The sequence below is a fragment of the Streptomyces sp. DSM 116793 genome (assembly GCF_057320905.1).
Map to the genome: position 1 here is coordinate 1,904,640 of NZ_CM170494.1, position 12,250 is coordinate 1,916,889.

The window sequence follows — 12,250 nt, forward strand, 5'->3', positions numbered from 1 at the left end:
GGGCAAGGAGTGTGACGTACTGTCCGTCCCGCGGTGCGGAAACACGGACCTTTCACTCGCAGGGACGGCATGCCCACGCAGAGCGGACCACAGAGCGCACACCGCGGCCCCGCGACACCCGAAAGAGGTCGACGGGCCCCCAGGATGACACCCGGAAGAGACGCGTACGAGACCCGGACAGGACGATGACGGATCCACGGCAGACTCCTCGCCATGATGAACGGGCCACGGTCGGCCGCCGGCGGCGTGAGCCCGCCGATCGCCACGGTCCGGGCGGCGCCGGACGCGGCGGACTGGACGGGCTGGACGGACGGGACGGGCTGGACGGACGGGACGGGCTGGACGGGCTGGACGGGCTGGACGGACGGGACGGGCTGGACGGGCTGGACGGGCTGGACGGGCATAGCCGACGCGAGGGACGTGACCGACGGCACGGGCGTGAGGGAAGACACCGCACAGAAAGGCGTCCGGGAATGCGCAGATCAGGCCACCGCTCGCCGGCCGCCGTCGCCGCGGCGGCGGCCGTGCTGGGCGCCGTGACGCTCACCGCCTGCGGCGGGACGGGCGACTCCGCCGCCGCCCGGGGCACCTCGGCGCCCGGCGAGCAGGCGCCGAAGCCGGCCGTGGTCTGGGACCGCAGTCCCGGTTCGGTGGCGGCCGTGGGCGACTCCATAACGCGTGGCTTCGACGCCTGCTCGGCGCTCGCGGACTGCCCCCGGGTGTCATGGGCGACCGGTTCGGACCCGGCGGTGCGCAGCCTCGCGGTGCGGCTGCTGGGCCGGCGCGCCGCCGCGCACAGCTGGAACTACGCCGTGTCCGGCGCCCGTATGGCGGATGTGCCCGGGCAGATGAAGCGGGCCGCGGCACGCCACCCCGAGCTGGTGACGGTGATGGCGGGGGCGAACGACGCCTGCCGGAACTCCACGCGCGCCATGACGCCGGTCGACGAGTTCCGCGCGGACTTCGAGAAGGCCCTGCGGGCGCTGCGGGCGAGGCTGCCCAGAACACAGGTGTACGTGGCGAGCGTGCCGAACCTGAAACGGCTGTGGTCCCAGGGGCGCACCAACCCGCTGGGCAAGCAGATCTGGAAGCTGGGCATCTGCCCCTCGATGCTCGCGGACGCCGACGCGCAGGACGCCGCGGCCACCAAGCGGCGCGCCAAGGTGCAGGAGCGGGTCGTGGCGTACAACAAAGTGCTGAAGGAGGTCTGCGCCGAAGACGTGCGCTGCCGTTACGACGGCGGGGCGGTCTTCGACTACCGCTTCACCACGGCCCAGTTGAGCCACTGGGACTGGTTCCACCCCAGCCGGGACGGCCAGAGCCGGCTCGCGGAGCTCGCCTACCGCCAGGTGACCGCCGAGGAGGCGGTCTCCTGAGCCACGGCGAAGCCGCGTACTGTCTCGATCATGGCTACGGAACCTTTCGGGGCGCTGCCCGACGGCACGCCCGTGCACCGCTGGACCCTGGAGCGGGCCGGGGTGCGGGTGCGCGTCCTCACCTACGGCGGCATCGTGCAGTCGGTGCGCGTCCCGGACCGTGCGGGGCAGGGCGCGGAGGTGGTGCTCGGCTTCGGGGACCTGGACGGCTACCTGGAGCACCCCGCGCCGTACTTCGGCGCGCTGGTGGGGCGGTACGCCAACCGCATCGGGCGGGCCCGCTTCCCGCTCGACGGCCGGGTGTACCGGCTGCCGGCGAACGAGGGCCGGAACGTCCTGCACGGCGGCGCCGGCGGCTTCGACAAGCGCGTCTGGGACGCCGCAGAAGTGCCGCACGGGGTGCGCCTGAGCCGGGTCAGCCCGGACGGCGAGGAGGGCTTCCCCGGCCGGCTGGAGGTCACGGCGACCTACACGCTCGACGAGGCGGGCGCGCTCAGCATCGCCTACACGGGGGTGACGGACGCGCCGACGGTACTCAACCTCACCAACCACGCGTACTGGAACCTGGCGGGTGCCGACTCCGGCACCGCGAGCGGTCACGAGCTGCGGATCGCCGCGTCGCGGTTCACCCCGGTGGACGCGGAGAACATCCCCACGGGGGAGCTGGCGCCGGTCGACGGCTCGCGTTTCGACTTCCGCGAGCCGCGCAAGACCGGGAGTGGGTACGACCACAACTTCGTCCTGGACAAGGGCGTCACCGACCGTCCGGAGCCGGTGGCCGAGCTGTACGACCCCGCGTCGGGGCGTGTGCTGACGGTGGCCACGACCGAGCCCGGGCTCCAGCTCTACACCGGCGACCACATCGGCCATGGGCCCTTCGGCCCCTGTGCGGGCACGGCCCTGGAGACCCAGCACTTCCCCGACGCCCCCAACCGCCCCGCCTTCCCCGGCACCGTGCTACGGCCCGGGACCGTCTTCCGCTCCCGGACGGTGTACGGCTTCTCGGTCCGGTAGAGGTGCGGCGGGGTCCGCTGCGGCAGCGTCGCGGCCGCACGCGCCCACGCGGCGGAGCCGTAGATCAGCCACGGCCCCCGACGCTGCCGTGCCGGGCTCCTGGCCCGGCCCCTTGCGGTCGTCTCCCGTCCACCGGCCGGCGGGACCTGAGCGCGCAGTTCCCCGCGCCCCCGAGGAGTGCCGTGGGCGTTTCGCGGCCGGTCCCGGTGATGGCGCCGGGGGCGCCGTGGTGCGCCTGAGTGACGGCCTCGACCACGGCCGACAAGCGGCGCGGGGAACTGCGCGAGCAACCACGGTGCGCCCGTGGCGTGCCACCCGGCCGAGCGCCTTGCGGTCGTCTGGTGACCACCGGCCGGTGGGGGCTGGTCGCGCCCGCGTGGCGGAGCCGCATATCGAACGATGTCCCGTGGGGGCGGGGGCGGCCGTGAGCCGCGGGCCCCGGAGCGGCCGTCAGGTGCCGTTCCGGGGCCCGGGTTCCGGGGGCGGCCGGTGGGCCGCCGGGTGTGAGGGCGGTCAGCGCCTCAGGGTCGTGGCCACGCGCAGGTCGCCCACGGAGCGGCCCGCCTCGACGGTGTACGCGCCCGGCACCACCGCCCAGCCGCCGGCCCGCTCGTCCCAGATCTGGAAGGCACGCGGGTGCAGCGCCACGCTCACCTCGGTGCGCTCGCCCGCCTCCGCGGTCACCGCGGCGAAGCCGGCCAGCACCCGGGCGGGCCGCTCGGCCTCCCCTTCGCCGGGGTCGACGGGCCCGGCGTAGACCTGGACGACTTCGCGCCCGGTCCGTTCACCGGTGTTGCGCAGCCGGACGGTGGCCGTGCCGTCCGTGACGTCGATCGACTCGTACGTCCAGTCCGTGTAGCCGAGGCCGTGCCCGAAGGGGTAGACGGGGGTGCGGCCGGAGCGCTGCCAGGCGCGGTAGCCGATGAAGACGCCCTCCCGGTACGGCAGCTCGCCGTCCACGGGTGTGACCTGGGTCACCGGAGCGTCCCGCAGCGGACCCCACGTGGTGGGCAGCCGGCCGCCCGGCTCCGCGGCGCCGAGCAGTACGTCGGCGAGGGCCGCGCCGCCCTCCTGGCCGGGGAACCAGCTCAGCAGCACCGCGGCGACCTCGTCCCGCCACGGCAGCTCCACGGGCGAGCCGGCGTTGACCACCACGACCGTGCGCGGGTTGGCCGCGGCGACCGCGCGGACCAGGTCGTCCTGGCGGCCGGGGAGGGCGAGGTCGGCGCGGTCGAAGCCCTCCGACTCCACCCGCTCCGTGGTCGCGACGACCACCACGGCGGCGTCCGCGCCGCGGGCCGCCTCGGCGGCCTCGGCGATCAGCTCGTCCGCGTCCCGCCGCGGCGGCAGGTGCACCAGTGAGAAGACGACGCCGGGCAGCGGCGGCGCGTACTTCTTGTCGAGCGTGTTGCGCAGGGAGACCTCGACGGGCTCGCCCGCGGTCAGGGGCACCCGGGCGCGCTCCAGCGGCACCCCGAAGAACGCCTCGAACGGGTCGGAGACCTCCCCCGGCTCCTGGGCGCCCTCGTACACCACCTCGCCCCCGACCCTGAGCGTGAAGGCACCGAGGCCGCGGGTGCCGAGCAGGTGCTCGCCGCTCTCGCGCGGTGTGAAGGTGCCGGTGATCTCGATGCTGTGCAGGGCCTCGTACGTGACGCCGTCGGGGAGGTCGTCGCCGATCCACTGGAGCTGCCCGGTGGGCATCGGGGCGCTGCCGAGCACGGTGCCCCGGGCGTCGCGGCAGACGGCGCGCAGCTCGAAGCCCTTGTCGGCGGGGGCCGGTTCCTCGCTGAGGTCGGCGCCCGGGGACCAGCTGACGGCGCCCTGGGGCAGCGCGGCCCTCAGGCCGTCCAGCGGGGAGACGACGTGGTCGGGGAAGACGGTGGCGGAGCCGCCGCCGAGCACCCGGGCGTCGCGTGCCGCGGCGCCGATCAGGGCGACGCTGCGCAGCCGGGCGGGGTCGAGCGGCAGCGCCCGGGCGGTGGGCTCCCGCGGGGCCCCCTCCTGCCCCGCGGGAGAGTCCGGTGCGCCGCGTTCCGGTCCGGCCGGCACGGGTGCGTTGCGAACGAGGACGAAGCCGCTGCGGGCGATCTCGCGGGCGAGGGCCTCGCCGTCCACGGCGGGCGGCAGGGCGTCCTCGGGCACGGCGGGCTCGGCGCCCGCCAGGATGCCGACCCGGGCGGCCAGCCTGAGCACCCGGCGCACGGCCGCGTCGACGGTCGCCTCCTCGACCTCGCCGGCGCGCACGGCGGCGGCGAGCGCCTCGCCGAAGACGGTGTCGGGTCCCGGCATGGCGAGGTCGAGCCCGCCGTTGATGGTGCCGGCGGTGGAGCGGGCCGCGGTCCAGTCGGAGACGTTGACGCCGTCGAAGCCCCACTCGCCGCGGAGCACGCCTTCCACCAGCGGGCGGTGCTCGGTCATCGTGGTGCCGTTGACGGTGTTGTAGGCCGTCATCAGCCCCCAGGGCCGGGCGTCCCTGACGATGGCCTCGAACGGGGCCAGGTACAGCTCGCGCAGGGCCCGCTCGGAGACGACGTTGTTCACGGTGAAGCGGTCGGTCTCGGCGTCGTTGGCGACGAAGTGCTTGACGGTGGTGCCGACGCCGCCGGACTGCACGCCCTGCACATAACCGGTGCCGATCACGCCGGTGAGGTACGGGTCCTCGCTGTAGGCCTCGAAGTGGCGGCCGCCGAGTGGTGAGCGGTGGAGGTTGACGGTGGGCGCGAGCAGCACGTGCACGCCCTTGCGGCGCGCCTCCTGGGCGAGCAGCCGGCCGGCCCGGCGCGCCAGGTCCTGGTCCCAGGAGGCGGCGAGCGCGGTCGGCGAGGGCAGCGCGATGGAGGGGTCGGCGGCGGTCCAGCGCACCCCGCGCACGCCGACGGGGCCGTCCGACATCACCAGCGAGCCGAGGCCGATCCCGGGCAGGGCGGGCAGCGACCACATGGTCCGGCCGGCCAGCAGCCGGGCCTTGCTGTCGAGGTCGAGCCTGCCGAGGGCGGCTTCGACGACCGCCTCGCGCGCCTGGTCGGCCGGGGTCTGGGCCATGGAGGTGCCTCCTGTGGGTCGCATCCGCTGACGTGCCGTCCGGATCGCCCTCGCCGGCGTCCGGGCGCCCGGCCTCGGTGTCCGGGCGCTGACCGTTCCCTCTCCGGTCCTTCCCGTTCCCTCCCCATCCTGCCCGCACTACCTGTAGATCGGTAGGTTTCGTTATCCTGCTGTTATCACAAGATGCCGTACGGTCGGTCCGACGGGCGGCGCGTGCCCCGGGCAGAGCGGCGGACCACCGCACCGGGCGCGCGCCACAGGAGCGACGGGGCAGTACGCGAAGGGCAGGCGTCGGCGGCATGGCGGCCAGGGTGAGCAGGTCGGCGAGGGGGGACGAGCGGCGCGCGGAGATCCTGCGCGCCGCCTTCGAGGTGATCGCCGAGCGGGGCTACCGGGGGGCGACGCTGGGCGCGGTGGCCGAGCGGGTCGGGCTCACCCAGCAGGGCCTGCTGCACTACTTCCCGACGAAGGAGGCGCTGCTGGTCGCCGTCCTGGAGAAGCGGGACGAGTGGGACGCGGTGCCGGAGGGGAAGTGGCGGCTCGACCTGCTGGCCTCGCTGGTGGAGTACAACACCATGCGCCCCGGCATCGTGCAGGCGTTCTCCGCGCTGCTCGGCGAGAGCGTCACCGAGGAGCACCCGGCGCGCGCGTTCTTCACCCAGCGCTATGCGCGGCTGCGCGCCAGCATGGCCCAGATGCTGCGCGCGGAGTGCGGGGACGAGCTGCCCGGCGGGCTGACGCCGGAGCGTGCGGTGCCGCTGCTGGTGGCGGTGATGGACGGGCTGCAGTACCAGTGGCTGCTCGACCCCGAGGCGGTGGACATGCCCGGGGCGTTCCGTGACTTCCTGGCCCTGCTGGGCAGGCCCGGGGACGGGGGCTGAGGCTGCGGCCTCCGCCCCCGTCCCGGCACCACGCGTGGCGCTGCCCCGGGGCGGGGCTCAGGATTTCCGGTCGCGGATGTGCGGGACGATCCTGACGATGTCCTCGTGGGCCGCGCCGGGCTGCTCGGCGGCCGAGGCGTAGTGCCGCCTGATGGCCTCCATGAGCGGGAGCTCCGCCGCTCCGGTGGCCAGTTCGGCGTCCTTGCGGGCCAGGGCCATGTCGAAGTGCAGGCCCTCGGCGAACGCGCGGGGCACGGCGCCGCCGAGCGCGCCCGACTCCAGCGTGCGGCGGACCGTGTCCTCGGGCAGGCCGAGGGCGTCCCCGAGCGCCAGCGCCTCGGCGACCAGCGCCACACCGCCCAGCAGCGAGGCGTTCACGACGAGCTTCAGCGCGGCGCCCGAGCCGAGCGGGCCGGTGCGGGTGAGGGTGCCGAAGCGGGACAGCACCGGCTCGACGGACGACACGTCGCCGCCCGCGAGGATGCCGAGCTGACCCGCCTCCGCCTTGTCGGTGCTGCCCACCACCGGGGCGTCCACCAGGGTCACGCCCTCGGGCAGCCGGCCGGCCAGCTCGCGCACCGCCTCGGGGCCGATGGTGGACATCTCGGCCCAGCGCACGCCGGGGCGCAGCACGGGCACGATCTCGTCGGCGACGGCGCTCACGGCCGGCGCGTCGGCGAGCATGGTGACGACGACGTCGGCGTCGCGGACCGCGTCGGCGGGGCTCGACGCGGCCGTCGCGCCCCTGGCGGTGAACGGCTCGGTCTTGGCGGCGGTGCGGTTCCAGACCGTCAGCGGGTGGTCGGTGTCCAGGAGCTGACGGGCCATGGCTGCGCCCATGTGGCCCAGTCCGAGAAATGCGATCTTGTCCATGGTGCTGACGCTAGGACGGTGCGGTGCGTGGGGCAAGCAGGGGCCCCTTCCACTGGCCGGTGGCCCGGCCACGGCCCCGATGCCCCCCTTGGGACGGTGGCGACCCGTCCGTCTCGTCGTGGCCGCTCGCGCAGTTCCCCGCGCCCCTTTGACGGCGCTTCGCGCCCCGACAGGGACGCGGGGAGCTGCGCGACCGGCCCCACCGGCCGGTGGTCCGGACACGACCGGAACAGCCCCGGGGGACGGTGGCGGCCTGACCGCCTCATCGGGGATGAGCGGGCAGTCCCCCACGGCCCTTTCCGGGCGCGAGTTGTCCGATGTGGTGGACGGCTGCGGTGTGCGGGGTGGCTGTCGCGAGGAGGCGGCGGGATTCGGCCAGGGCCCGGGGCCAATTGACGGTGACCGCGGCACACAGGCGGCCGGTGTCGTCGGCGTAGAGGGCGGCGGCGCGGGCCGTGGGGCCGGAGAGGTCCCCGACGAGGGTGTGCCGGGTGGCGCCCGCGGGGGTGCCGGCGATCTGGATGCGCCAGTCGCACTGGTCGCTCCACACATAGGGGACGGGGGCGTAGGGCCTGGGGTCGTCGGGGTGGGCGATGGTGTGGGCCACGCGGGCGGCCTGCTCCACGGCGTTGGTCCAGTGCTCTGCGCGCAGGTGGGTGCCGTGGCCGGGGTGGTACCAGCGGGCGACGTCCCCGGCCGCGAACACGCCGGGCACGTCCACCGCGCGGCAGTACGCGTCGCAGACCACGCCGTCGTCCACGAGGAGTCCCGAGCCGGCCAGCCAGCGGTCGTTGGGCACCGCGCCGATGCCGACGACGACGGTGGCCGCGGGCAGCACCGTCCCGTCGGTGAGCGTCACCCGCAGCCGCCCCGACTCCCCCGTCACCGCCTCGACGCCGGTGCCGAACCGGGTGCCGACGCAGCCGTCGATTCGGTGGCCGCGGGCGCGGTGCCGTGGTGGTGGAGTGGGAGGGGAACCTTCGGGCGGGGTGGGCCGGGGGATGGCATCCTGGCGGGATGTCATCTGCGCTTCCGCCGCTCGACGCGTACGTCGAGGAACTGCTGGGCACCCCCGGCCCCCTCCCCATCGTCGCCGCGGGCGACCCCGTACTGCGCCGTCCCGCCGTCCCGTACGAGGGCCAGCTCGCCACCCCCCTGCTGAACCGGCTGATCGAGGCGATGCGCACGACCATGCACGCCGCACCGGGCGTGGGCCTGGCCGCACCGCAGGTGGGGATTCCGCTGCGGATCGCGGTCCTGGAGGACCCGGCGGAGGTCGGCGAGGAGGTCCGGGACGCCAGGGGGCGCGTCCCGCTGCCGTTCCGGGTCCTGGTGAACCCGTCGTACCGCCCGGCCGGCGCCGAGCGCGCCGCGTTCTTCGAGGGCTGCCTGAGCGTGCCCGGGTGGCAGGCCGTGGTGGCCCGGCACGCCCGGATCAGGCTGCGGGCCGAGGACGAGCAGGGGCGGCAGGTGGACGAGGAGTACGCGGGGTGGCCCGCGCGCATCGTGCAGCACGAGACGGACCACCTCGACGGCACGCTCTACCTCGACCGCGCGGAGCTGCGCTCGCTCACCACCCAGGAGGCCCTCGCCGAACGGTGGGCGCAGCCCACTCCGCACACCGCCGCCCGGGCGCTCGGCTTCAGTCTTCCGGTGGACGGCTGAGGGGCGCGGAGGGGCGCCCTCCTTCGCGTGTGGCGGCCCCCGGCCCTGGGCCCGGCCCTATGCGCCGGCTCCGCGGCCTCCGTCCCCGGCCCGCGGGCACGGTTCACCTGCCGGCGGGGGGCGCGGAGCGGAAGAAGCCGTCCCGCCAGGACGGTGGCGATCTGACGGTTTCGTCGTGGCTGGGCGCGCGGTTCCCCGCGCCCCTGAGTGGTGCACCCTTACGGGGATGCCTCCCCGCGAGTTGCGGACTCGGTTGCGAGCTCAGCCGGCAGGCGGGGCCTTCGGCGGGGCGGGCGGGGCGTCGAGGGCGTCCGCGCGGGCGCGCCCGCCCTCCGGCACCGTCTCCTCCCCCAGCAGCTCGCGGGCCATCAGCGTGGCGCCCGCGACCGCGCCGGGCATCAGGAAGACCGACACCAGCGGCACCGTGAACGCCGCGGCGAGCGGCGCGCCGAAGCCCCACGCCAGGCCTTTGCGGGCGCGCAGCAGCGCGAGGCGGTCGGGCAGTTCGACACCGCGCCGTTGCAGCGCCACCGCCGTCAGCTCCTCCACGAGGAAGAACCCCGTCACGAAGAACCCGATCACCGGCACGACGGTCTGCCCCACCACCGGCAGGAACCCCAGGGCGAAGAGCAGCACCCCCCACAGCGTGGCCCGCACCAGGACGCGGACACTGTCACGGCCCGAGATCCACAGCTCACGCCAGAGCGGCAGCCGCGACTCGGCCGCGGTGCCGTCCGGCGAGACGGACCGGTCGACGCGTTCCGACAGCGCCTCGTAGAAGGGCTGGCCCACCAGCAGGGTCACCGCGGTGAAGGTGAGCACCGCGAGCAGCAGCGCCAGCGCGAACAGCACCGCGGTGAGGAAGCCGCGGAAGAGGCCCGCCCAGGGCGAGGACCAGTCGTCGGCGAAGGGCGTGGCCCAGGTGACCAGGTCGTCGCCCCGGACGGCGAGGCAGACCAGTACCCCGAGGTAGAGCACCAGGGTGATCAGCCCCGGCAGCAGGCCGAAGCCGTACTGCCTGCCGTGCCCGGCAACCCACCGCTGCCCCTTCACCAGGAAACCGAAGCCCGCCCCGAGATCACGCATGCCGGGCACCCTACCGGGAATGCCCACGACGTCGTCCCCGTCGCCGGTGGGGAGCCGGCACGGCATCAGAGGAGAACGTGCCGAGATGTCGCAACGCGGAACGGCCCACGACCCGCCCCCCTTCCCCGCGCCGAAGCAACCCGGCCCCTGCACTCCGCCACGACGGCGGGCAACCACTTCGAAAGCAGCCCGACGGTGCTGAACCGGCCGGACACGACCGATCCCCGCGCGCCCGACACCCGCACCGCCAGGCGCACCGCACAGAGCCCGCACCGCCAGGCGCACACCACAGCAGGGGCGCACCGCCAAGCGCACCACACCGCCAGGCGCACCACACCGCCCGCACCGCACCGCCAGGCACACCGCACAGAGCCCGCACCGCCAGGCGCACACCACAGCAGGGGCGCACCGCCAAGCGCACCACACCGCCGGGCGCACCACAGCGGAGGCGCACCGCCAGGCGCACCACACCGCCGGGTGCACGACCACAAAGCCCGCACCGCCAGGTGCCCCGCACCGTCAGATCCCCCGCACCGCCAGGTGCCCCGCACCGCCAGGTGCACGACCACAAAGCCCGCACCGTCAGGTGCCGCGCGCCGCGGAGGCGGGCCTCAGCCGCCCAGGCTGACGATCATCTTGCCCGTGTTCTCGCCGCGCAGCATGCCGAAAAACGCCTCCACGCCGTTCTCGATGCCCTCGGCGAACGTCTCGTGGTGACGCAGCTCGCCCGAACGGAGCCAGCCGGAGACCTCCGCCACGAAACGGGGCCGCAGTGCCTCGTGGTCGGTGACGATCATGCCCTGGAGACGGAGCCGCTTGCCGACGGCGAGCGCGAGGTTTCGCGGCGCGGCCGTCGCGGCCGTGGAGTTGTACTGGGCGATCATGCCGCAGAGCGTGATGCGGCCGTGCACGTTCATCCGGCCGATGGCGGCCTCCAGGTGCTCGCCGCCGACGTTGTCGAAGTAGACGTCGATGCCGCCCGGAGCCGCCTCCTTGAGCTGCTCGGCGACGGACCCGTCCTTGTAGTTGAACGCGGCGTGGAAGCCGTACTCCTCGCGCAGCAGCTTGACCTTGGCGTCCGAGCCGGCCGAGCCGATCACCCGGGAGGCGCCCTTGAGCCGGGCGATCTGCCCGGCCACGCTGCCCACCGCCCCGGCCGCGCCGGAGACGAAGACCACGTCACCCGGCCGCAACGAGGCGATCTCCGTCAGGCCGGCGTAGGCGGTGAGGCCGGTCATCCCGAGGACGCCGAGGTAGGCGGGGAGGGGCGCCAGCGAGGTGTCCGCCTTCGTGGCGGCCCGGGCGTCCAGATCGGCGTACTCCCGCCAGCCGCGGCCGTGCAGCACCAGGTCGCCGGGGACGAAGCCGTCCGCGGCCGAGGCGATGACCTCGCCGGCCGCGGCGCCGTCCATGGGGGCGTCGAGCCGGTACGGGGGCACATAGGACTTCACGTCGTCCATCCGGCCGCGCATGTACGGGTCGACCGAGAAGTGCAGGTTGCGCACGAGTATCCGGCCCTCGGTGGGGGCGGTCACCGGGACCTCGCGGAGCGCGAAGTCCTCGGGGACGGGCCAGCCGTTCGGGCGGCGCACCAGGTACCAGGCACGGCCGGTGGCGGGGAGCTGCTCGGGGTTCTGGGTGGTGCCGGACATGGTCGGCGGCCTCCTGTACGACGTGGTTGCCTCGGGTGTCCCCGAGTATCCCGGGCCCTGCGCGCGGACTCACCGGCCGGCACCGGCTTTCCGATGGTGAACGGGTGTCCGGAGCGGCACAGGCGCACCGGCGACACGCTTCAGTTCGTGAAACACCATGCTCGGCGATATTTCATGATCTCAAGTAACTGGGTAGCCTGCCGGTATGAGCAGCCCGACACGTCCCGCACGGACCGACGCGCTGACCCTGGAGGTCGTCGACCTCATCGGCAGTGTGGTGGCCCGCTGCGACGAGGAGTACGAGCAGGCGGCGGCCCGCCACGCGCTGACGGGCGCGCAGGCCCGCATACTGAGCCTGCTGGCGGCGGAGCCGCTGCCGATGCGGCGCATCGCGCGGGCCGTGAAGTGCGAGCCGTCGAACGTGACGGGCATCATCGACCGCCTGGAGTCGCGGGGCCTGGTCGAGCGGCGCCCCGACCCCGCGGACCGCCGGGTGAAGCTGGCCGCGCCCACGTGTGAAGGTGCGCGGACCGCCCAGAGCCTGCGGGACTCGCTCGACTTCGCCCGTGAGCCGCTGGCCGGCCTGTCCCGGCAGGAGCGGATGCTGCTGCGCGGGCTGCTGCGGCGGATGCTGGGCGAGTCCGCCGCAGAGGAGCCG

9 protein-coding genes and 1 pseudogene are annotated in these 12,250 nt (G+C 74.8%); 5 read left to right on the forward strand and 5 right to left on the reverse strand.

The features are described from left to right. Positions 1 to 473: 473 nt before the first annotated feature. Both ACSMXW_RS07975 and ACSMXW_RS07980 read left to right on the forward strand, forming a co-directional pair. On the forward strand, positions 474 to 1,376 hold the full coding sequence (locus ACSMXW_RS07975) for an SGNH/GDSL hydrolase family protein (protein ID WP_485804766.1): 903 nt from the start codon (positions 474 to 476) through the stop codon (positions 1,374 to 1,376). A gap of 30 nt (positions 1,377 to 1,406) precedes the next feature. Then, positions 1,407 to 2,390 carry an aldose epimerase family protein gene (locus ACSMXW_RS07980; protein ID WP_485804767.1) on the forward strand — a complete coding sequence of 328 codons (984 nt, stop codon included), beginning with the start codon at positions 1,407 to 1,409 and terminating at the stop codon, positions 2,388 to 2,390. 513 nt (positions 2,391 to 2,903) lie between these two features. Here the strand turns inward: ACSMXW_RS07980 and ACSMXW_RS07985 are convergent. Further along, a complete protein-coding gene (locus ACSMXW_RS07985; protein ID WP_485804768.1) occupies positions 2,904 to 5,435 on the reverse strand; it encodes a beta-glucosidase in 2,532 nt (843 codons plus the stop codon). Between the two features lie 299 nt (positions 5,436 to 5,734). On the opposite strand from ACSMXW_RS07985, the gene ACSMXW_RS07990 reads away from it, so the two are divergent. Further along, on the forward strand, positions 5,735 to 6,316 hold the full coding sequence (locus ACSMXW_RS07990) for a TetR/AcrR family transcriptional regulator (RefSeq protein ID WP_485804769.1): 582 nt from the start codon (positions 5,735 to 5,737) through the stop codon (positions 6,314 to 6,316). A 57-nt stretch (positions 6,317 to 6,373) separates the two neighbouring features. Here ACSMXW_RS07990 and ACSMXW_RS07995 read toward each other — a convergent pair whose 3' ends face one another. Both ACSMXW_RS07995 and ACSMXW_RS08000 read right to left on the reverse strand, forming a co-directional pair. Continuing rightward, the gene (locus ACSMXW_RS07995) at positions 6,374 to 7,189 is read right to left on the reverse strand and encodes an NAD(P)-dependent oxidoreductase (protein ID WP_485804770.1); all 816 of its coding nucleotides are present in this window, start codon (positions 7,187 to 7,189) and stop codon (positions 6,374 to 6,376) included. 262 nt (positions 7,190 to 7,451) lie between these two features. After that, positions 7,452 to 8,213, reverse strand: a complete 762-nt coding sequence (locus tag ACSMXW_RS08000) for an FAD-dependent oxidoreductase (protein ID WP_485804771.1) — start codon at positions 8,211 to 8,213, stop codon at positions 7,452 to 7,454. Between ACSMXW_RS08000 and ACSMXW_RS08005 the strand changes: the two genes are divergently transcribed. Beyond that, positions 8,207 to 8,854, forward strand: coding sequence for a peptide deformylase (locus ACSMXW_RS08005; protein WP_485804772.1), 648 nt, complete (start codon positions 8,207 to 8,209; stop codon positions 8,852 to 8,854). The two genes, ACSMXW_RS08000 and ACSMXW_RS08005, sit on opposite strands and share 7 nt — an antisense overlap. 261 nt (positions 8,855 to 9,115) lie before the next feature. Here the strand turns inward: ACSMXW_RS08005 and ACSMXW_RS08010 are convergent, their stop codons facing one another. Together ACSMXW_RS08010 and ACSMXW_RS08015 are read right to left on the reverse strand one after the other, a co-directional pair. After that, positions 9,116 to 9,940, reverse strand: coding sequence for an EI24 domain-containing protein (locus ACSMXW_RS08010; protein ID WP_485804773.1), 825 nt, complete (start codon positions 9,938 to 9,940; stop codon positions 9,116 to 9,118). A gap of 611 nt (positions 9,941 to 10,551) precedes the next feature. Next, a complete protein-coding gene (locus tag ACSMXW_RS08015; protein ID WP_485804774.1) occupies positions 10,552 to 11,592 on the reverse strand; it encodes an NADP-dependent oxidoreductase in 1,041 nt (346 codons plus the stop codon). A gap of 205 nt (positions 11,593 to 11,797) precedes the next feature. Between ACSMXW_RS08015 and ACSMXW_RS08020 the strand changes: the two are divergent. Continuing rightward, positions 11,798 to 12,238: pseudogene (locus ACSMXW_RS08020) on the forward strand (MarR family winged helix-turn-helix transcriptional regulator); the annotation flags it as partial. Between the last annotated feature and the right edge of the window lie 12 nt (positions 12,239 to 12,250).

Bases quoted from the DNA above. Each gene is read 5' to 3' on its own strand.
- ACSMXW_RS08015 (WP_485804774.1), bottom strand. From the start codon at position 11,592: ATGTCCGGCACCACCCAGAACCCCGAGCAGCTCCCCGCCACCGGCCGT.
- ACSMXW_RS07980 (WP_485804767.1), top strand. From the start codon at position 1,407: ATGGCTACGGAACCTTTCGGGGCGCTGCCCGACGGCACGCCCGTGCAC.
- ACSMXW_RS08010 (WP_485804773.1), bottom strand. From the start codon at position 9,940: ATGCGTGATCTCGGGGCGGGCTTCGGTTTCCTGGTGAAGGGGCAGCGG.
- ACSMXW_RS07990 (WP_485804769.1), top strand. From the start codon at position 5,735: ATGGCGGCCAGGGTGAGCAGGTCGGCGAGGGGGGACGAGCGGCGCGCG.
- ACSMXW_RS07995 (WP_485804770.1), bottom strand. From the start codon at position 7,189: ATGGACAAGATCGCATTTCTCGGACTGGGCCACATGGGCGCAGCCATG.
- ACSMXW_RS08005 (WP_485804772.1), top strand. From the start codon at position 8,207: ATGTCATCTGCGCTTCCGCCGCTCGACGCGTACGTCGAGGAACTGCTG.
- ACSMXW_RS07975 (WP_485804766.1), top strand. From the start codon at position 474: ATGCGCAGATCAGGCCACCGCTCGCCGGCCGCCGTCGCCGCGGCGGCG.
- ACSMXW_RS07985 (WP_485804768.1), bottom strand. From the start codon at position 5,435: ATGGCCCAGACCCCGGCCGACCAGGCGCGCGAGGCGGTCGTCGAAGCC.
- ACSMXW_RS08000 (WP_485804771.1), bottom strand. From the start codon at position 8,213: ATGACATCCCGCCAGGATGCCATCCCCCGGCCCACCCCGCCCGAAGGT.